13 protein-coding genes and 1 pseudogene are annotated in these 19381 nt (G+C 69.9%); 5 read left to right on the top strand and 9 right to left on the bottom strand.

Annotated elements, in window-relative coordinates; genetic code table 11:
- Nucleotides 1-20: 20 nt before the first annotated feature.
- The 3 genes from aceB to HV824_RS01710 all read left to right on the top strand — a co-directional run bounded on the left by aceB (nucleotide 21) and on the right by HV824_RS01710 (nucleotide 3576).
- Nucleotides 21-1646, top strand: a complete 1626-nt coding sequence (aceB, locus tag HV824_RS01700) for a malate synthase A (RefSeq protein WP_176417963.1) — start codon at nucleotides 21-23, stop codon at nucleotides 1644-1646.
- Nucleotides 1647-1703: 57 nt separating this feature from the next.
- Entirely contained in the window at nucleotides 1704-2990 is a 1287-nt protein-coding gene (gene aceA / locus HV824_RS01705) for an isocitrate lyase (protein ID WP_176417964.1), read from the top strand.
- A 178-nt stretch (nucleotides 2991-3168) separates the two neighbouring features.
- Nucleotides 3169-3576 (top strand): hypothetical protein, encoded by a 408-nt coding sequence (locus HV824_RS01710; RefSeq protein WP_176417965.1) that lies wholly within the window; start codon nucleotides 3169-3171, stop codon nucleotides 3574-3576.
- A gap of 3 nt (nucleotides 3577-3579) precedes the next feature.
- On the opposite strand, the gene HV824_RS01715 is transcribed toward HV824_RS01710, so the two are convergent.
- From HV824_RS01715 to HV824_RS01740, 6 genes are all read right to left on the bottom strand, one after another.
- Nucleotides 3580-3822, bottom strand: coding sequence for a hypothetical protein (locus HV824_RS01715; RefSeq protein WP_176417966.1), 243 nt, complete (start codon nucleotides 3820-3822; stop codon nucleotides 3580-3582).
- Between the two features lie 67 nt (nucleotides 3823-3889).
- Nucleotides 3890-4228 carry a hypothetical protein gene (locus tag HV824_RS01720; RefSeq protein WP_176417967.1) on the bottom strand — a complete coding sequence of 113 codons (339 nt, stop codon included), beginning with the start codon at nucleotides 4226-4228 and terminating at the stop codon, nucleotides 3890-3892.
- Nucleotides 4229-4331: 103 nt separating this feature from the next.
- Complete coding sequence (locus HV824_RS01725) at nucleotides 4332-5615, bottom strand: TIGR04013 family B12-binding domain/radical SAM domain-containing protein (protein WP_176417968.1); 1284 nt, start codon at nucleotides 5613-5615, stop codon at nucleotides 4332-4334.
- 79 nt (nucleotides 5616-5694) lie between these two features.
- The gene (locus tag HV824_RS01730; protein WP_176422512.1) at nucleotides 5695-7278 is read right to left on the bottom strand and encodes a serine hydrolase; all 1584 of its coding nucleotides are present in this window, start codon (nucleotides 7276-7278) and stop codon (nucleotides 5695-5697) included.
- A gap of 299 nt (nucleotides 7279-7577) precedes the next feature.
- Complete coding sequence (locus tag HV824_RS01735) at nucleotides 7578-8156, bottom strand: hypothetical protein (protein WP_176417970.1); 579 nt, start codon at nucleotides 8154-8156, stop codon at nucleotides 7578-7580.
- An 800-nt stretch (nucleotides 8157-8956) separates the two neighbouring features.
- The gene (locus HV824_RS01740; RefSeq protein WP_255207675.1) at nucleotides 8957-9958 is read right to left on the bottom strand and encodes a polysaccharide lyase; all 1002 of its coding nucleotides are present in this window, start codon (nucleotides 9956-9958) and stop codon (nucleotides 8957-8959) included.
- Between the two features lie 343 nt (nucleotides 9959-10301).
- On the opposite strand from HV824_RS01740, the gene HV824_RS01745 reads away from it, so the two are divergent.
- On the top strand, nucleotides 10302-11327 hold the full coding sequence (locus HV824_RS01745) for an arginine N-succinyltransferase (RefSeq protein ID WP_176417972.1): 1026 nt from the start codon (nucleotides 10302-10304) through the stop codon (nucleotides 11325-11327).
- A 9-nt stretch (nucleotides 11328-11336) separates the two neighbouring features.
- Here the strand turns inward: HV824_RS01745 and HV824_RS01750 are convergent, their stop codons facing one another.
- Nucleotides 11337-12362 (bottom strand): lasso peptide biosynthesis protein, encoded by a 1026-nt coding sequence (locus HV824_RS01750; protein WP_176422513.1) that lies wholly within the window; start codon nucleotides 12360-12362, stop codon nucleotides 11337-11339.
- A gap of 62 nt (nucleotides 12363-12424) precedes the next feature.
- On the opposite strand from HV824_RS01750, the gene HV824_RS01755 reads away from it, so the two are divergent.
- A complete protein-coding gene (locus HV824_RS01755) occupies nucleotides 12425-15571 on the top strand; it encodes an ABC transporter substrate-binding protein (RefSeq protein ID WP_176422514.1) in 3147 nt (1048 codons plus the stop codon).
- A 918-nt stretch (nucleotides 15572-16489) separates the two neighbouring features.
- On the opposite strand, the pseudogene HV824_RS37080 reads toward HV824_RS01755, so the two are convergent.
- Both HV824_RS37080 and HV824_RS01765 read right to left on the bottom strand, forming a co-directional pair.
- Nucleotides 16490-16714 (bottom strand): annotated as a pseudogene (locus tag HV824_RS37080) (helix-turn-helix domain-containing protein); the annotation flags it as partial.
- Nucleotides 16715-17155: 441 nt separating this feature from the next.
- Nucleotides 17156-19309: a hypothetical protein gene (locus HV824_RS01765; RefSeq protein WP_368738005.1), complete on the bottom strand. Its 2154-nt coding sequence runs from the start codon at nucleotides 19307-19309 to the stop codon at nucleotides 17156-17158.
- Nucleotides 19310-19381 lie beyond the last annotated feature (72 nt).

Below are 19381 nucleotides of genomic sequence, written 5' to 3' on the forward strand. Positions count from 1 at the left end.
GCCTAGCCAAAGGAGCCCAGATGTCGGACCAAGCCCCCGCTGTGAAACCCCCGGCGTTCGGACCGGGCGTGGTGGTGAAGGGGCCCTGGCACCCCGACTACGCCGAGGTCCTCACGCCCGAGGCCCTGGACTTCGTGGCGAAGCTGGTCCGCACCTTCGGTGAGCGCCGGCTGGCCCTGCTGGAGCGCCGCAAGGCCGTGCAGGCGGCCTGGAGCAAGGGAGCGCGGCCCCACTTCCTGCCGGAGACGAAGGCCATCCGAGAGGGAGACTGGACGGTGGCGCCCCTGCCCGCCGACCTGAAGGACCGCCGCGTCGAAATCACCGGCCCGGTGGACCGGAAGATGGTCATCAACGCGCTGAACTCCGGGGCGAACGTCTTCATGGCGGACTTCGAGGACGCCAACAGCCCCACCTGGGACAACGTGGTGCGCGGGCAGGTCAACCTGCGCGACGCCGTGCGCGGCACCATCTCCTTCACCGCGGAGAACGGGAAGCACTACGCCCTCAACCCGAAGCGCGCCGTGCTCTTCGTGCGCCCCCGCGGCTGGCACCTGCCGGAGCGGCACCTCGAAGTCGACGGCAAGCCCGTCTCCGGCTCGCTGCTCGACTTCGGGCTCTTCTTCTTTCACAACGCCCGGGAGCAGCTGGCGCGCGGCACCGGCCCCTACTTCTACCTGCCGAAGCTGCAGAGCCACCTGGAGGCCCGGCTGTGGAACGACGTGTTCCACCTGGCCCAGTCGGAGCTGGGCATCCCGCGCGGCACCATCAAGGCCACCGTCCTCATCGAGACGCTGCCCGCCGCGTTCGAGATGGACGAAATCCTCTACGAGCTGCGCGAGCACTCGGCCGGCCTCAACTGCGGCCGCTGGGACTACATCTTCAGCTTCATCAAGACGCTCCAGTCGGACACCCACGTCGTGTTGCCTGACCGCGGCCAGGTGACGATGGACAAGGCGTTCCTCAACGCCTACTCGCAGCTGCTCATCCAGACCTGCCACCGCCGCGACGTGCACGCCATGGGCGGCATGGCGGCCTTCATCCCCATCAAGGGGGACGCGGCGGCCAACGAGGCCGTCATGGACAAGGTCCGCGCGGACAAGCTGCGCGAGGTGAAGAACGGCCACGACGGGACGTGGGTGGCCCACCCCGGCCTCGTGGAAATCGCGCGCGACATCTTCGACTCGCACATGAAGGGGCCCAACCAGCTCTCCAACAAGCGCGACGACGTGAAGATTGGCGAGGCGGAGCTGCTCAAGGTGCCGTCTGGCACGCGCACCGAGGAAGGCCTGCGCCACAACATCCGCGTGGGCATCCAGTACACCGCCGCGTGGCTGGGCGGCCTGGGCTGCGTGCCGCTCTACAACCTGATGGAGGACGCGGCCACCGCCGAAATCTCACGCGCCCAGGTGTGGCAGTGGATTCACCACCGCGCCTCGCTGGAGGACGGCCGCGAGGTGACGCCCGCCCTCTTCCGCGACGCGCTGGGCGAGGAGATGGCCCGCCTGGACAAGGAAGGCGCGAAGGAGCGCTACGGCGCGGCCCACCTGGAGCGCGCGCGCGTGCTCTTCGAGCAGCTCTCCACCGCCGGCACCTTCGAGGACTTCCTCACCCTGCCGGCCTACGACGCCTTGGAAGCCCAACGCTGAACCCTTCTCACCTTCGCGGCAACAACCCACCACTTTTACCGTAGCGAGGAGCCCACGATGTACGACGCCACGCCGACGACCGCCGATGCTTCCCCTCACGCCAAGCTCCACGCGCAGCGTTTCGAGGGCATCAAGCGCAACTACACCCAGCAGGACGTGGAGAAGCTCCGCGGCTCCGTCACCATCAGCTACACGCTGGCGGAGCTGGGCGCCAAGAAGCTCTGGGAGCTGCTCCACACCGACGACTACATCAACGCGCTCGGCTCGCTCACCGGCAACCAGGCGGTGCAGATGGTGCGCGCGGGCCTGAAGGCCATCTACCTGTCCGGCTGGCAGGTGGCGGCGGACGCGAACTCCGCGGGGCAGATGTACCCGGACCAGAGCCTCTACCCGGTGGACAGCGTCCCCACCGTGGTCCGCAAAATCAACAACGCCCTGCGCCGCGCGGACCAGATTGACCACGCGGAGGGCCGCAAGGACCGCTACTGGTTCGCGCCCATCATCGCCGACGCCGAGGCCGGCTTCGGTGGCCCGCTCAACGCCTTCGAGCTGATGAAGGGCATGATTGAGGCCGGCGCCGCTGGCGTTCACTTCGAGGACCAGCTGGCCAGCGAGAAGAAGTGCGGCCACATGGGCGGCAAGGTGCTGGTGCCCACCAACCACTTCATCCGCACCCTCTCTGCGGCCCGGCTCGCGGCGGACGTCATGGGCGTGCCCACCCTGCTGGTGGCGCGCACGGACGCGGACAGCGCCAAGCTGCTGATGAGCGACTCGGACGAGTACGACCACGCCTTCATCGACAAGAAGGCCGGCCGCACCGCGGAGGGCTTCTACCGCCTCAACGGCGGCCTGGACTGCGCCATCGCCCGCGGCCTGGCGTACGCGCCCTACGCGGACCTGGTGTGGTGCGAGACGAGCACCCCGGACCTGGCCCAGGCGAAGAAGTTCGCCGAGAGCGTCCGCGCGAAGTACCCGAACAAGCTGCTGGCCTACAACTGCTCGCCGTCCTTCAACTGGAAGAAGAACCTGGACGACGCCACCATCGCGAAGTTCCAGCGCGAGCTGGGCGCCATGGGCTACAAGTTCCAGTTCGTCACCCTGGCCGGCTTCCACGCGCTCAACTTCGGGATGTACGAGCTGGCGCGGAAGTACAAGGACCGCGGCATGGCGGCCTACAGCGAGCTGCAGCAGGCCGAGTTCGCGGCGGAGAAGGACGGCTACACCGCCACGCGTCACCAGCGCGAGGTGGGCACCGGCTACTTCGACCAGGTGGCCGAGGTCATCTCCGGCGGCAACGCCAGCACGCTCGCCCTGACGGAGTCCACCGAGGCCCACCAGTTCTAGGCCACGGCGCCGTTTGAAGTCCCAAGGAGGCCGCGGCTGACGGGGAGCACGCCCGTAAGTCCGCGGCCTTCGGGCGTTTTGGGCCTTCCGCGCAACTTCGCCGGCGGCCGGGCGATAATGGGGATTCGAGAGGTCCGACACGTGCGTGGTGCGCGTCGCGGGCCGAGACGGAGCCGCCATGAACCGCATCAACTCCCTCAACGGTCCCCGGATTCAGCCCCCCACCACGCAGGCGAGCAGCCGCGCCGCGAGCACCGGCTTTGGCGCGCTGGTGAACCCCATGGCCCCGGCCAACCGGCCTGGGGATCCGCTGATGGTGTCGGGGGGCGCGGTGGTCGCCTCGGCGCTCGCCTCGGTGGGCGGCTCGCCGAACAACGGGATGCTGAACTCCTACCTCTCCGCCGTGGGCCGCGGGCCCATCTCCGAGGACGGCTCGCGGGCCCCGGTGTCCCAGGCCCCCGCGGGCTCGGAGCAGGCGCAGCAGGAGCAGGTCCTCATGGAGCTGGCGGAGATGTCCGCCGCCACGCTGTCCAACTCCATCCTGCACATGGGCAACAAGATGAAGGTGGACCTCGACCGGGAGTAGGGCTCAGCCCTTCTTCTTGTCGCTCTCCGCGTTGTAGGCGTCGCGCTGGCCGCGTTGCAGCTCCGGCCCCTTGCGCCACGGCAGGTCGACGTCGGTGCGCTGGCCGCCGTTCTGCTCGGTGATGTCGTTGAGGAACTCGGCGCGCCCCTCCGCGGGGACGTGCTCGCCGTCCGCCTCGGGGTCCTTCTGCTTCTGGGGGTCCAGCGGGATGCCCGCGCTCCGCTTGAGGTAGTCCTTGGGGTCCATGTCCCCAAGGTGGAGACGCCCACCGCCCGCGAGCAGGGAGCGGACGGCCGGGCGGGCTCGTGCTGGCTCAGTTGAGGTACTTGGGCCGGGGCGGCTCGGCGGGCTGCTGCTTCATCCGCTCCAGCCCTTGGCGGGTGAGGACGAAGCGGACCACGCCGGAGCCTCGCTCCGTCTCGATTTCCGCCTCGAAGGCCGGCCCTGCGATGCCGCCGAAGGACACATCCTTGCGCAGGTTCACCACCCGGCCGCTCACCATGTCCCCGGCCACCTCCCTGGCGCCCTCTCCGCGCTGGTGCAACTCGAAGGCCGCCTGGTGCAGCGTCATCGCCAGCGAGGGCGACAGCGGCTGGTTGCTAAAGAGGACGGAGATGAGGAGCCAGTAGGGAGGTGCCGGGTCGGTGGACATCGCGGCCTCATCCTAAGCGCCTGGCGGAGCGGAGGCCCGTGGAAGTGACGGCCCTGGGAGCGCTCAAACACACGAAGGGTCATGTTCCTGGCCTGGCTTACCGCTACCCCGCGCGTGGTCGGCGACGTGAGGCGATGCCCTCGGCCAGGGCGACCTGCTGCTTCCAGTGCCCATACAGGCGCCCCTGCGAAGCCAGCCGGTCCAGCTTGCGCTGGGTCGCCTCATCCACTGAACCGGGCGGCGCGTCGCGGAAGGGCGTCCCCGGCAGCGGCATGAAGGTATGCCCATGCACGCGCGCCCCCAGCCCGGCCAACTGCTCCATCAGCGCCACCGTGGCGTCCACGTCCGCGGGCTCCTCGCCGGGCAGCCCGAGGATGAAGTCCACGTTGGGCACGAAGCCACACTCCACCGCGATGCGGGTGGCGCGCACCACCGTCTCCACGTCGTGCCCGCGGCGCGTGCTCTGGAGGATGCGCTCGGAGCCGGACTGCCCGCCGATGATGAGGTTGTCGTTGTGGACGTAGCGCTTGAGCAGCGCCAGCGCCTCGGGCGTGACGTGCTCGGGGCGGACCTCCGACGGGAAGGTGCCGTAGTAGACGCGCCCATCGGGCGCCATGGCCTCCTTCACCGCGGCGAGCAGGGCCTCCACCGCGTCCAGGTTCACCGACTCGTCGGCGGTGCCGTAGGACATGGAGGTGGGCGTGATGAAGCGGAGGTCGCGTCGGCCCGAGCGCCGCAGCTCCCGCGCCCAGTGCGCCACGTTGGCCACGGAGCGGTGGCGGAAGCGCGCCTTGCTCATGAACGGAGTCTGGCAGAAACGGCACGCGTAGATGCAGCCGCGCGTAATCTCGATGGCGCCGTACTGCCCGTTGCGCGCCGCGAAGGGCGGGAAGTCGTCGAGTTGCACGCCCTCCCCCCGGCCGCGCTGCACCAGCTTCCCGTCCATCAGGTACGCGACGCCGTGCGTGTCACGCGGCTCCTCGCCCCGCAGCACCCGGCCGAGCAACGCGCGCAGGGAGTACTCCCCCTCGCCCACCGCCACCAGGTCGAAGCCCGCCTGGAGCGTCTGGAGCGTCTCCGCCGTGGCATGCACGCCGCCGGCGATGCACAGCACCTCCCGGCCCTCCAGCCGCTCACGCACCCACGCCAGCTCCGCCGCCGCGGGGGCGAAGCTGGCCGAGTAGAAGGACCACGCGGCCACCACCGTGTCTCCGGCGTCCACGCGCTCGCGAAGCGTGTCCAGCAGCGTCTCGCGGCTGCGCGGAAAGTGGAGCGTCACGTCCGCCAGCGCCGGGTCCGACTCCACGGCGCCCGCCAGCACGGTGAAGGCGTACTTGCCCGGGTACTGATAGCTCAGGACGAGCGAAACACGGCGAGATGGCGGCATGCTGGAAGGGCCTTATGCCACAGGGCTGGCGGCGCGGGCACCCGAGCGCACCGTCGCGCCGCGCGGGCCTGAGCGCCTGTCAGGGTGACGGCACCAGCGAGCGGGCCAGCGCGTTGAAGGCGGGGAACTCCATGACGTCCGGAGGCACCCGACCATCCGGCACGGCCATGCGCACCACCACCAGGTCCTGGCCCGGCACCACCAGCAGGAGCTGTCCGAAGGAGCCGCGCGCCGAGTAGCCCTGGGGTGCCCCCTCCACCTGCGTTCGCAGCGGGACGCGGGCGCTCTTCTCCATGAGCGCCATGACGCCCTTCATCCCGCCCAGCCGCTCGGAGAGCACCCGCACGAAGTCCCCGGAGGGAATCGGCTGGTCCACCACGTCGCGCAGGCGGGACAGCGGCGCCTCGGGCATGCCGTTGCGGCGCGCCTCGTCCACCATGTCCTGGCCCAACACGCGGAACGCCTTGTCGTAGACGAGCCACCACAGCAGGCCCGCCGTGGGATTGTGGGCCTGCGATGGCGCGGCGGTGCACTCCTGAACCCAGGACTCGCTCAGGATGCGCTGGCCCTGCCAGACGCCGCGCTGGAGCATCAACTGGCCCACCTTCGCGAAGTCCACGGGGTGCAGGCGCAGCCCCGACATGCCCAGCGGATTGCCAGACGGGTCCTTCTGCCAGAAGACATCACGGATGCCGAGCGGCTCGAAGAGGCGCCGCATGAGATAGGCGTCCAGCTTCTCCCCCGAGGCGCGCTCCACCACGCCCGCGAGCAGGTTGGTGGCCTTGTTGTTGTAGAAGAACTGGCTCCCCGGCACGTCCACCACGTGGGCGTCCAACGCGTAGCGGACGAAGTCTCGCGACTCGTAGATGTCCATCGCGCTGGCGTTCGCCGCCAGCCCCGAGGTGTGGCTGAGCAGGTGCCGCAAGGTGACCTTCCCCTTGAGGCCGTCCTTCCACTCCGGAAAGAAGGTGGAGACGGGCGCGTCGGCGGAGGCAATCCTCCCTTCGTCGATGAGCAGGCCGATGGCCAGCGCCACCACGCCCTTCGTCGCGGACATGGACTCGATGCGCTGCGTCTCGCCGCCGAAGTACCACTCGCCCACCAGCTTTCCATGACGGAGCACCACCAGGGCCGACGAGCCCGCGTCCTCGGCCGCCTTCACGAAGGCCTCGAGCGCCGGCACCGACACCCCCGCCTCCGCGGGCGTCGTCTTCTCCAGCCCCGCCCCCACGTTGCCCTCGGCGCGCGCCTTCAGCGCGTTCTCCCGGGCCCGCGCCACCAGCGCGTCGTAGCCGGGCATCCGCCGCAGCGGCGCCAGGGACTTGTCGTGCAGCAGGTCGCCCGGTGAGCTCATCCCGCGTTCGACGGAGCGCTCCAGCCAGGTGAACGCCGCGGCATCGTCACCGGTGCCCAGCGAGGCATAGGCGGCATACCAGGCCACGTCGTCCGTCTGGTGGCCGCCGTCCCACAGCCGCTGCATCTCCGCGAGCGCGGAGTCGAAGCGCCCCACCTCCATCGCCCTGCCCGCCCGCTGCAGGGCCTCACGGAACCGTGACTCGGGGTCCACGGGCGCCTGCGCGGCGGGAGCCGGAGGCGTGGCGGCCGGCTGCGAGTGGGCACAAGCCAGCAAGGTGCAGAGCGGAAGGAAGAGGAGGTATCGCATGGGCGTTCCAAGGGGCGGGCGCTGTTCGGACAACGTCCCTGGAACACCGATATTGCACGGCACACGCGCCAGGGCGAGGGACGAAGCGGGCGCCCACCCGGGCGTCCAGTCCATGGACGCGAGCTCGACGCGCGGCAAGCCCACGAGGGGTGCCGAGGAGAGGCGGGCCCGCCGCAGCCCAGGGGAACAACGCCCCCTGGGCTGGAGCAGCGGCTTCCGGTGCCGCTTCATGAGAGGGCTGCTACGTCAATGGCATCCAGCCCAGGCGAGCAGTGCCCACGGGGCCGCGCCCAGCCACTTCACGAACCAATGACGATGAAGGGGTCGAAGTAGAAATACTCGACGGTCGCCCCGTCCCTCGTCAGCCCGAACACCAATCCGTACTGGAGCTCACCGCTCACGATGGTACTGGCATTGAACGTGACGTACGGGATGTAGCTGCGCGTCATGCTGGCCGTGAGGTCCTGGTCGATGAGCGGGTTGTTGGGCCAGTTGCTCCAGGAAGGAGGCGTCTGCGTCCACTGCGCGTCTTCGTCGTCGAACGCGATGAAGTCAGGCACGGGGCCCGGGTCCATGTCGAAGTTGGGGATGTCGATGGGCCGCTTCGAGGAATCCTTCATGCCCGCGACCGTGAGCTGGGCGCCCTGGAACGTATGCGCGATGATGCCGTTGGGCGCGAGCTTCACGGACGTGAGGTGGTTCTGCTCCTCCGTGTAGATGCGGATGTTCTCCCCCTTCGCGACGGGCACCTTGTACTCGGGGTCTTGGGGCTTGTCGTTCAGGACGAACGGAGGATGCCCGACCGCGACCGCGGTGTTGACGGAGGCCCCGCCCTTGGGAAGTGCACTGGAATCAATCAGGAAGACGATCTTCGCCATGTACGCACCAGCTCTTTCGTGTGGTTGATGTCTATCACTGCTGAACCCTTACATCGGATTCACGGCAAGGAGCTCATCCCGCCTGGCGCAAACCAGAGCAACTCACATGCCATTCATTGCCCCCCCCCTCGCCGCGTCTGAAATCCACATGGAGGCCGTAGTTCCGCCATGCGACTGACGCGTCAGCCGCTGTCGCCACCACTCCGCGCCTGACGTGCAAGACATTGCCCCAGGCGCGCCCGAATCCGCCTCAATCACAGACGCGAAGCCACCTTCATTCCAGCACCAGCATATGGAATCAGGGGAGGATTGGACCCGCCCCATCCGGTCGTCCCGTCCCGCGGCGGGGCGCAGGTGCGCGACGACGCACGACGGGATGGCCGCGTAGGAGAAACCCCTGAGGCCCTGGTTCCGGCGAAGCGGCCCTCACGAGGGACGTGGCCGGCGAGTCCGCGGGACCTTCCCGCCGAGCGACAGGCCCCGTCCTGACCTGTCAGGTGATTGGATTGGCTGCTCGCGCGAAGGGGGCTGACACGAGGCACTCCTGACACGTCAGGCGTGCCAGCAACGCGTCAGACTTCCAGGTGAGGAAGCATCGGCACCGTGAATCACTCGGACGTGCCACGTTGGGTCTCCCACTCGAACGAGAGCGGCGCACCGCCCCGGAGCCGGGCAGACCTTCTCCGGCAGACCAACGTCACCGGTGGGTACGAGCGCTCAAGACACGTAGGTCGAGCCTCGCACCGGACACTTCCCCACGAAGGCGCGCGAGCCCATGGCCCGCGCGCCCCCCCGTGGGCTCAATTGCCGCGACGGCGGTAACCCGCAAGTCCCAGCAGCCCCAGCAGCGCGAAGGCCGCCGCGGAGCCACCGGTGCTGCTGCACCCCGCCTGGGCCGCGCCGCCCTCATCCGGGGAGATGCCTCCGGGCGGGGGCACGTTCGGCCCGGGCGCCGTGCCCGCGTCCCATTCCGGCGTGCCCGCGTCCGGCTGCGGCCCCGGCTCCTCGGCCCCACCCGCATCCACGGGGTCAGGGTCCACGCTGCCCGCGTCCTCGGGTGAACCCGCGTCCATGGGAGCGCCCGCGTCCACCGGCGTCCCCGCGTCCACCGGAGGCGGCTCCGGCTTCTGTTCGAGCACGTCCGACAGCGCCGTCGCCTGCATGAAACCGTCGTGGTAGACGACGCCCACCGGCCGCACCGTGTCGCTCCGGTAGAGGCCCAGCTTCAGGTAGTTGCGCTGCCCCGAGTACATCGTCATCGCGCCGCGCCTGGGCAGCACCAGCTCTTGGTTGTGCCACAGCTCGACGAAGCCCACCTTCGGGTCCGACGACCACTTCGCGTGCAGGATGAACTCGTGCCACACGCCGCGGGTGAGCTTCGTGCGCCAGGGAATCTCGCTGGTGCCAGGGAGCGACAGGCGAATCTCCTCCCCCTTCACGTAGAACTCCACTGGCGGCGAACCACAGCACCCGTCGTGGTGCCACTGGGTGAAGAGCTGCCAGGTGTCCACGCTGGGGAAGTCGTTCGCGAACATCACCTTCCAGCGGTAGTAGTACTCCGAGCCCACCGGCACGTTGCTGATGTAGACCAGCTCGTTACGATTCCCGCTGGCGTTGATGGGGTCGTCGCCCTGATGCACCGTCGCCTTCAGCGCGTATTGGCCCTCGGCCACGGGGGACGTCACCACCTGCAGCCGGTTCGCGTTCACCATCTGCGCACGGGAGTACTGCGAGCGGTCACCCGTCTCGAAGTCCCCTCGCCACACGACGCCTGCCATGGCGAGCCCGGGGACGCACCACATCACAAGCCATCCGGGGACAAAGGCTCTCAAAACACATCCTCGCAAAGGTTTGGAATGCAACGACCGACACACCGTATCGCAAACCCTCCCCTGCTTCATTCCCACGCGAAATCCTTCCCGCTGGTCCGGCAAGTGGGCAGGCGGGCATGCAAGGCCTTGAATGTTTCACGCCATGTTTCACGTCGAGCGCGGGGCGGCTTACACACTCCGGGCATCCTGGCAAGCCGGCAGCGACACGTCGCGTCATCAACACGCCGGCCAACCTTCAAGCTGACGGGCGGCAGGTGTGGGGTATGGTCCCCTCTTTCCGGCGCTCCATCACAGGGGCGTCCCGAGTGTCCCCATGCTTGTCCTGCGTGACGTCCAGAAGACCGACTTGCCCGGGCTGAAGAGGCTCGCGGCCGTGCTGAACACGGTGAACCTGCCGAACAACGAGGAAACGCTCTCGGCCATCGTGGACACGTCGGTGAAGAGCTTCGCGGGCAAGGTGAAGAACCCCTTCGAGCGCGAGTATCTCTTCGTGCTGGAGGACGTGCGCAACAGCCTCATCATCGGCACGTCGATGATCATCGCGCAGCACGGCACCTATGAGGCTCCGCACATCTATTACGAGGTGAGCGAGCGCGAGCACTACTCCGCGTCCCTCTCCCGTCACCTTCGCCACAAGGTCCTCTCCATCGCCTACAACTACGAGGGCCCCACCGAGGTGGGTGGCCTCGTCGTGGACCCGCCCTACCGCGCCACGCCGGACAAGCCCGGCAAGCAGCTGTCCTACGGGCGCTTCCTCTTCATCGCCATGCACCGGCGGCTCTTCCGCCCCCGCGTGCTTGCGGAGCTGCTGCCGCCGCTGCTGCCGGACGGTCGCAGCCTCTTGTGGGAGGCCTGCGGCAAGAAGTTCACCGGCCTCACCTACCAGGAGGCGGACCGCCTCAGCCGGCAGAACAAGGAGTTCATCAAGGAGCTCTTCCCCGCCTCGGACATCTACGCGTCGCTCTTCCCCGCGCGCGTGCAGAAGGTGCTGGGAGAGGTGGGCCCGCAGACGCGTGGCGTGCAGCGCATGCTGGAGCGCATCGGCTTCAAGTACATGGAGCGCATCGACCCGTTCGACGGCGGCCCCCACTTCGAAGCCGACACGGCCGACATCTCCCTGATACGCAAGTACCGCACGCTCAAGGTGGCGGAGGAGGACTTCGACCTGGTGGGTGATGACGTCCTCGTCGCGGTGGAGAGTGAGACCGGCCGCAACCGCTTCCGCTCCGTGCGCTGCCAGGCCCGCCTGGAGAACACCCAGGCCTTCCTGCCCGCGCGAGCGAAGGAGGTCCTGGACGTCCAGGCCGGCGCGAAGGTGTCCATCATCCCCTTCGAGTAGCCCGTCGCCTCACGGCCGGCGCACCACCCGGTGCGCCCCGCGCAGCAGCGACAGCCAGCGCGCCCCCGCCGCCAGCGCCGAGCCCTGCGCCTCCGCCAGGGCGATGGGCAGGTGCGTATTCGGTGACACCTCGTCCAGGGACGTCGGGTCCAAATCCAGCGTCCTACCCGCCGCCAGCGCCACGCGCACCCAGGCGTGGGGGCGCGCCGGCCCGCCGTCCACCACCAGCAGCCCGTGCACCAACGCCACCTTCACGCCCCGCGCGCGGGCCCCCGCGGCGAAGCGCAGCGCGTGCGCCAGGCACCCACCCGCCTCGCCCTCGCCGTCCTCGCTCCAGTCCGCGCCGCCGGGCGTCTTCTCCGGGAAGGCCGCGTGGACTTCGGCCGCCAGCCCCCGCGCCGCCGCCGCCGTCCACGGCGTCAGCCCCGCGAGCCGCACTGGAACGTCGAGCGGCGGCTCCAGCGACAGCGCGCCCCGGGCCCCCTCCACGGGCAGCCCGTCCGCGAAGAGCTCGGGAGGCGCGCGCAGCCGCTCCCCGGGCGCGGCCAGGGTGAAGCGCGAGTCTCCCACCTCCAGCGCCTCCATCCGGCCGTCTGCTCCATAGCGGGCCTGAAAGGCCGTTCCCAACAACGTGCCCTCCACGCGCCCGTCCCCCACCCGGGTGACGCAGTGCGGGCCCTCGCGCCCCGTCAGCTCCTCCCGTCCCACGACACATCCCAGTGTGACCGCGCCCTTCCAGAGCCACAGCGCCTGCGGCACCGCCTGAGCGCCTCGCACCCGCCCCTGGGCATCCACCTCCAGGGCCTGCTCCCGGCGGCGCGCTCCCGCCTTCCCGGCGCGGGTGTGCAAGTGCTGGCTGACGTAGGTGAAGCGGCCCGGCTCCAGTTTCAGCGTCACCGTGCCCACCGGCACGCCGCGCCAGGCGAAGACGTAACGCGAGGACTCCGACTGGGACGCCGGTGGCGCGTCGGTATTAACTGGATTATCCGGCTTTACCGGGAGCGTCAGCAGCAGCAGGGCAAGCAGGGTGGCCACGGCCCCAGTGTGCGGCGTTTTCAGGACCGGCGCGAGAAGGCGGGGTAGCGTTCCACTCCTTCATGGGCGCCAAACGGTACCTGTTCACGTTCGGCCTGGCGGCAGGGCTGGTCTCCGCGCTCCTCCTGGGGGGGATGCTGCGGGCCGTCTCCGAGGGGCCGCTGTCGAATGCCACCTGGGCGGTGGTGTTGCTCGCCACGCCCGCGCTCTATCTCGCGGGGGGATACCTCGCGTGGTTTCGCTGGGCGGCGCAGCGGCGGAGGGTCCGCCGGCAGGTGATGGCGCGGCTGGCGGAGGGAGACCTCACCACCACGGTGGGCCCGCGCTACGAGGGCCACGAGGACGTGCGCCGCCTCATCCTGTCCCTGCGGCGCGCCCTGGCGCAGGTGCAGCGGGTGACGGCCAACCTGCACCGCACCAGCACGGACGTGAGCGGACAGGCCCGGATGCTGCTGGAGGCCGCGCGGCGGCAGGGCGGCGCCGTGGAGCGCACACTGGAGGCCGTCAGCGGAATGGGCGGCAGCCTCCAGGTGGCCGGCAAGCGGGTGCACCAGTTGGAGGTCTTCGCCGTCGACACCACCGGCGCGCTGCTGGAGATGACGGAGCGGATGGAGCAGGTGGTGGACTCGCTGGCCCAGGTCAACACCTTCGCCCACAACACCACGTCGCTGATGCAGGCCATGGCCGAGCGGATGGCCAACGTCGCCGCGTCCGGTGACGAGTTGGGCCGCTTCGCCAGCGAGGCCGAGGACTTCGTCGCCGCGGTGGAAGGCGGCATTGATTCGGTGCGCCGCCGCGCCAACGAGACGAACCAGTTGGCCATCGCCGTGACGGCCACCGCCGAGCGCGGCGAGGTGCTGGTGGGCGACAGCGTCAAGGGCATGTACCGGGTGGAGGAGACGGTCCGGAAGGCCGCCGAGCTGATGGAGATGCTGGGCACGCGCTCGACGGAAATCGGGCGCATCGTCGACGTCATCCAGGAGATTGCGGACCAGACCAACCTGCTGGCCCTCAATGCCGCCATCATCGCCGCCCAGGCGGGTGTGCAGGGGCGGCCCTTCGGCGTGGTGGCCAACGAGATTCGCAACCTGGCCGAGCGCACCACGCGCTCCACCCGCGAAATCGGCGCCATGGTGGCGGGCGTGCGCGACGCCGTGCAGACGGCCGTGGCGCTGGTGCAGGAAGGCCGCGAGCGCGCCACCGCCGGCGTGGCCCTGGGTGACCGCGCCGCCGAGGCCCTGGTGGAGATTCGCACCATCACCCAGCGCACCTTCACCGCCGTCGAAGCCACGGTGGCGGAGACGCAGCGGTTGGAGGCCCAGGGCGCCACGGTGGTGGAGGCCAGCCGCCGCGTGGCCCTGCGGGTGGAGAACGTCACGCGCATGGCCATCGAGCAGTCGGGCCATGCGCGCGAGCTGCTGCGCCAGACGCAGGAGATGGCACGCGTGGGCCAGGGTGCCTCGCAGAAGGCGGAGGCCCAGGCGCGCACCGGCCGGGATCTCTCCGAATCGGTGGTGCGGCTGAGCGCCGCCCTGGAAGAGCTGCGCTCCGCCAACGTGGTGCTCACCAAGGCCGACGCCTCCATCCGCGAGGAAGTCGCCCAGGTGCGCGAGGACGCACGCCGGGTCATCCGCATCGGCGACGGGCTGACGCGCACGGTGGACCAGTTGGGTCACGAAGCCGAGGGCCTGGAAGCGGAGGTGTACCACTTCAAGCTCCCCACGCCCCACTTCGGCGGGACGCTGCGCGTGGGCATGCACCAGGCCGCGTCGTTGCGAAACCGTCAGGCGGTGGACCCGCTCTTCAGCGTGGAGAACCAGGTCTCAGAGCTCACCGCGTGCGTGTTCTCCACGCTGGTGCGCAGGGAGGACGGCGGGCTGGAGCCCGACCTGGCCGAGCGCTGGGACGCAGACCCTTCCGCGCGCCGCTACCGCTTCTACCTGCGCCGCGGCGTCACCTTCCACGACGGCACGCTGCTGTCGGCGACCGACGTGAAGCGCCACCTGGAGCGGCTGCTGGACCCGGCGCTCCGCTCGCCCGACCGGAGCCTCCTGGAGGACGTGGAGGGCGCGCCGGAGTACGCCGCTGGCATGGCGCGCGACGTGTCCGGCCTGGAAGTGCTGGACGACCACACCCTGGAGATTCGCCTCCGCGAGCCCAAGGCGTTCTTCCTCCAGTTGATGGCGCTCACCGCCACCGCGGTGGCCCGCACGGACGCCAACGGTCGGCTGGTGGGCACCGGGCCGTTCCGGCTCCTCGCCCTGGAGCCCGAGCGCGTGGTGCTGGAGCGGAACCCCTCCTACTGGCGCCCGGGCGGCCCCATGGTGGACCGGCTGGAGTTCCTGCTCACCGGCTCGCGCAAGGAGGCGGTGACGCTGCTGCGCCAGGGGGCGGTGGACCTCGTGTCCTTCCTCGACACGGAGCATGTGGAGCTGCCCGGCCTGGAGGCGTTCCAGTGTGCCGCGAGCACCACGCCCTCCACGGCTTTCGTGGTGCTCAACCACCGGGAGGCACCCTTTGACGACGTGCGCGTCCGGCGCGCGCTCCGCGCGGGCATGGACATCCAGGCCATGGTGAGCCAGTTCCACCCCGGCGCGCGCGTGGCGCGCTCGCTGACCCCACCCGAGCTGCTGGATGACGCGGACATGGGGCCCGCGCCCGTACCGAACGTGGCCCTCGCCGAGCAGTTGCTGCGAGAGGTGGGCCTGCGCAGGCTGCGGCTGACGCTCCACCGCCCCACCGGCAATGACCACTCCGCGGAGGACGCGGTGCTCTTCCGTCCGCTGCTCCAGGCCGGGCTGCTGGAGCTGCGCTACGTGGAGATGTCGCGCGAGGAATACACGGCCCAGGTGACCGAGGGCCGCCTCCCCGCGTTCCGCAACCGCTGGCTGGCCGACTACCCGGACCCGGACACCTTCCTGCACTTCCTCCTCCACTCCAGCGCCCAGACGGTGTTCCCCATGGGCTACCGGAACCCGGAGCTGGACCGCCTCACAGCCGAGGCCCGTATCTCCATCGATCCGGAGCTGCGCCGTCAGCTCTACCTGCGCGCGGAGCAGCTGTTCCAGGAGGACTGCCCGCTCATCCCGCTGTACCACGACCGCGCCCACGCGGCCGCGACCCCCGCGGTCCAGAGCCTGCGGCTGCACCAGACGCCGCCGCAGGTGCGCTTCGACGACCTCTGGGTGGACCCGAACGCCTCCACCTGACCAGGAGCGCCGAAGTGTTCCCATCGGCCGCCGGAACCGACGGGACGCTCCAGTTGAGCGAGGCGGCTCCGGACCTCGACACCTCCGTGACGAATGAGGTGCCCGCGAGCGGTCCACCCGCGGCGTTGTGCATGACCGCGACAGGTGACTCGACTGCCCCCGCGCCTCCGAGGCAATGACCGTGGCGCCCTGAGCTGGGGACGACGAGAGGTCGCCCCACGCCGCCTCACGACTCACACCACGCCCGCGCGGGCCCGGGTCCACACGGACGAATGGCGCCTGCTCCGCCACGCTGCCCGGGGCCTGCGTTTCTTCCGAATCCCCTGCACGACTGGCGGCCGCCGTTTGGTCAGGCCGCCCATTCAGGCCTTCCGCAGATACACCGCCGCGCAGGCTCCCCTCAGCAATGCCCAGGTCCTGAGCCGGGAGAATCTCCATCGTATGCAGCGACTCTCCAGTTGGGGGAGGCCCGCCTCCGCTCGGGCTGGACGGCGCCTCTGGGATGAGCGCCCGCCAGAGCGACTCTCCCGCCACCTGGACGTCTTCATCACTGATCGCTTCTCCTCGCCCCGCCCTTCGCACGAGCTCCGCCAACACGCCCCACACCATGCACTCGTGGAGCCAGGTGCGGCCCCGGGCAAACACCCCCTCGCGCTCGCCATGCTCGAGGACCTCCAGCACCTGCGCGCGGGTCCGTCCCTCATGCTCGCCGGGCGTGCCTGCGTCCGGGTGATGATGAAGGAACGTGAAGTCGACGAGGTGGGGCTGCAACAGCGCCCAGGTCGCGAACTCACGCCAGAAGGCGATGAAGACGTCGCGAAAACCCTGCTTCAGCGGGTCCCCGTCCGCCATCTGGTAGGCGACGAAGCCGGTGTAGGACAGCTCGCGCTCGGTGAAGTTCCGGATTGCCCTCGAGATGCCCTGCTTGCTGCCGTAGTAACGGTAAAGCGAGCCCACCGAGAGCCTCGTGGCACGCGCCAGTTCCGCGGCCCGGACGTTGTCGAGGCCCCGCTGTGCCAGCAACCTCGCCGCGTCAGGCAGCCTGGAAGTGCGCAGCTCCTGCAACGTGTACATCACCCCTCCCCTTCCACCCACCCCTGCGGCCGCCGCTCTGGCGGTCACGCGCGTGCGACGATGACCCATCTAACAGGTGGGTCTGACACATGGCCCGATGCGCGGACCGCCTCGGGGCCCTGATGACGAAGCCGCTGCCCCGTGGCCGCGACCTCCCGATGGAATGAACGTTCCTTCCACCAGGCCACCTCCTGGCCCTGAGGCCGGCGTGGCTTCGGGCGCGACCGGAAGCCGGTTCCGCTGTCGAAGGCGCTGACGGCGTTGAGGTGACGCATCACTGGAATGAACGCTCCTTCGACGACGGCCCGGCGCGCGGACACGGCCCGCCGTTTGGAAGCGGGCCCCACACATCGGCACCGCGCACCGGGGGAACGTCGAAGCGCATTGCCATCCCCCCGCGATGGCATGGCCTTTCAGGCTCCAGAGTGGGTCAAATCCGCCGCAGCGGCGTTGAGCCCCCTTCGTGGGCTTGATGTCAGGCCTCGTAGCGGGTGCTGCTCGACGTCGGCGTCACGGAGACTCGCTTCGCGTTCGCGCGGTTCCACCATGGCGCTGCGGCCAGCCGCGCTCTTCGGCCTTGAAGTCCTGTCCCAGTCCGTACGACTCCAGTCGCCACTCACCGTCGCGATTCAGGACGACATACAGGTGCTGTCCCAGGAACGCGGCACCCGCCACATGCGGACGGCCGGGCAGCGGGCAGCTGCCGGCTCGGGTACCGCGTACAAAGAACTGAATCCAGGACTGGCGGCCTTCCGGCAGCTCGGCGTCAGCGAGCACGCCCACCAGCCCCCCTTGAAGCAACGCGGCTTCGTACACCGTGCCCGGCGCGACCTCATCCGGAAGCGCATCCACCTCCCACACCACGTGTCCGGACTCGGGGTTCACGGCGCGAAGCACGACACGCGCCTCCCGCGCCGTGCAGGGAATGCCATCCGTGCGCGCACACGTCCGTGTGAAGAGGTAGCCAGGCTGGCCCGTCGAGGGCAGCAGCGCGGGCTCCGCGATGGGCGCTCGCGCGCCGGCTCCGCCGTCTCCGTCCGAAAGCATGACGGGCACACCGCCATCCACCGGGACAACTGCTCGCGCCCCCACCAGCAGCCGCCCACCCGCGATGGCGAGGGACGCACCTCCACCTGGAACACCGCCGTCCACCAGCGCGCTCAACTTCAGCGCCGTGCCTCCGCCTTCATCGGGCTCCATTGGCGACACCTTCGAGAGCGCGCTGATGTCGAGGTCCACCCGCGCCAGCCGCCCATCCGTCGTGTAGAGCCAGGCCGTTCCCAGCGCGTCGAGCCCCAGCCGCGCCTCCCCTCGCCAGGCTTCGACCTGCGACACACCCAACAGCGTGCCCGCGTCCTCGCGACCCGAGAGCAAGATGAGCCTCGCGGATTCAGGCGCCGTACCGCCGTCCTCCGCGCCGCCGGCATCCGGGGCGGCTCGCCACGCGACATACGCGAGCACGTCCTCCTCTAGCGTGAGTGCGACGTGGCTCGCAGGGGGTCGGCCCGGCGAGGGGGGCTCGCCCACTCCAAGCGACGCCCAGGATGCATGCCAGAGGCGCGCCCCGGAGCCACGCGGCGCATAGGCCTCCAGCCCCTCCGGGGCATGAACCACCACCCCCGCATCCGATGCGGCCAGCAGCGTCCGGGCCCCACCCTCCGGATAAGGCGTCGCGTAACGCAGCAGCCCCGAGCGCGTATACGCGACCAGTTGGCAGCCCGCGTCCCCGCCACACACGGAGGTGTAGAGGGAGTCCTCCAAGACGAGCAACACCGTCCCACCGTCCGCCTCCACTGGCACGCCTTCCAGTTCCAGGCTGAGCTCCGGCGCGAGTTCGACAGGGCCCGGCCGCTGGCACACGCCGCCCTGGCACGTCCCCTCTCCCTGGCAGGCGGTAGCGGGCGCGCAGACGAAGCCCTCGGGGGGCGTCACCTCCCGGCACGCGCCGCTGAAGCACAAGCGAGCCGTCTGACAGTCCGCCGGGCCGCAAGGGCTGAAGTCGTCGGCGTCCACCGCCGTGCAGCCCTCCTCCAAGTCACACAACCCCACCTTGCAGGGGTTCTCCGGCGCGGGACACGCCACCCGAGACGTCACACACCCCCGCGTGGGTGAGCACGCATCCACCGTGCACGGATTGTTGTCGTCACACGTCCTCGGGTGGCCCACGCAGACGCTCGCCTGGCAGCGGCCGTCCACCTGACAGCGGCTCTCCGGCGTGCACGCGGCGCCTTCCTCCAGCGACGTCTCCACGCACGTCCCGGACGCCACGTCGAAGCGGGAGTCGAAGCAGGGACGCCCCGGACACGGCATGGGACGAATGCCCAGGCCCGTGAGGCGAACGGACTCCGTCAGCCCCGCGCCTGACAGCAGCAGCGTTCCCTCCGACAGCCCATGCCCCGCGGTGAAGACAACCTCCACTTCGGTCGCGCCGCCTCCGGACACGCTCACCTCGGACGTCACCACGGCGAAGGGCGCATCCACGGAGGCCACCACCGTCAGGCCCGCACGGCCCGTGGCCAGCACCGTCACCGCGCGGCGAGCCTGAGCCCCCTCCAGCACACGGCCGAAGTCCACCACTGCATCCCGGGGCCGGAACCCCTGACGCGAGCCTCCCGTCCCGGAGTCCCCTGCCTGGCACCCTGCCACGGCGAGAATGAAGGCCACCCACAACGGACTCCAGGAACGCGCCTGCGGATGCATGCCCGCGACTCAAGCGCGGGGCCGCGCGCCTCTGCA

Source organism: Myxococcus sp. AM009 (genome assembly GCF_013372605.1).
Taxonomy (GTDB): domain Bacteria; phylum Myxococcota; class Myxococcia; order Myxococcales; family Myxococcaceae; genus Myxococcus; species Myxococcus vastator.

Coding starts and splice junctions, on each gene's coding strand:
- aceB (WP_176417963.1), top strand. CDS start 21: ATGTCGGACCAAGCCCCCGCTGTGAAACCCCCGGCGTTCGGACCGGGC.
- aceA (WP_176417964.1), top strand. CDS start 1,704: ATGTACGACGCCACGCCGACGACCGCCGATGCTTCCCCTCACGCCAAG.
- HV824_RS01710 (WP_176417965.1), top strand. CDS start 3,169: ATGAACCGCATCAACTCCCTCAACGGTCCCCGGATTCAGCCCCCCACC.
- HV824_RS01715 (WP_176417966.1), bottom strand. CDS start 3,822: ATGGACCCCAAGGACTACCTCAAGCGGAGCGCGGGCATCCCGCTGGAC.
- HV824_RS01720 (WP_176417967.1), bottom strand. CDS start 4,228: ATGTCCACCGACCCGGCACCTCCCTACTGGCTCCTCATCTCCGTCCTC.
- HV824_RS01725 (WP_176417968.1), bottom strand. CDS start 5,615: ATGCCGCCATCTCGCCGTGTTTCGCTCGTCCTGAGCTATCAGTACCCG.
- HV824_RS01730 (WP_176422512.1), bottom strand. CDS start 7,278: ATGCGATACCTCCTCTTCCTTCCGCTCTGCACCTTGCTGGCTTGTGCC.
- HV824_RS01735 (WP_176417970.1), bottom strand. CDS start 8,156: ATGGCGAAGATCGTCTTCCTGATTGATTCCAGTGCACTTCCCAAGGGC.
- HV824_RS01740 (WP_255207675.1), bottom strand. CDS start 9,958: ATGTGGTGCGTCCCCGGGCTCGCCATGGCAGGCGTCGTGTGGCGAGGG.
- HV824_RS01745 (WP_176417972.1), top strand. CDS start 10,302: ATGCTTGTCCTGCGTGACGTCCAGAAGACCGACTTGCCCGGGCTGAAG.
- HV824_RS01755 (WP_176422514.1), top strand. CDS start 12,425: ATGGGCGCCAAACGGTACCTGTTCACGTTCGGCCTGGCGGCAGGGCTG.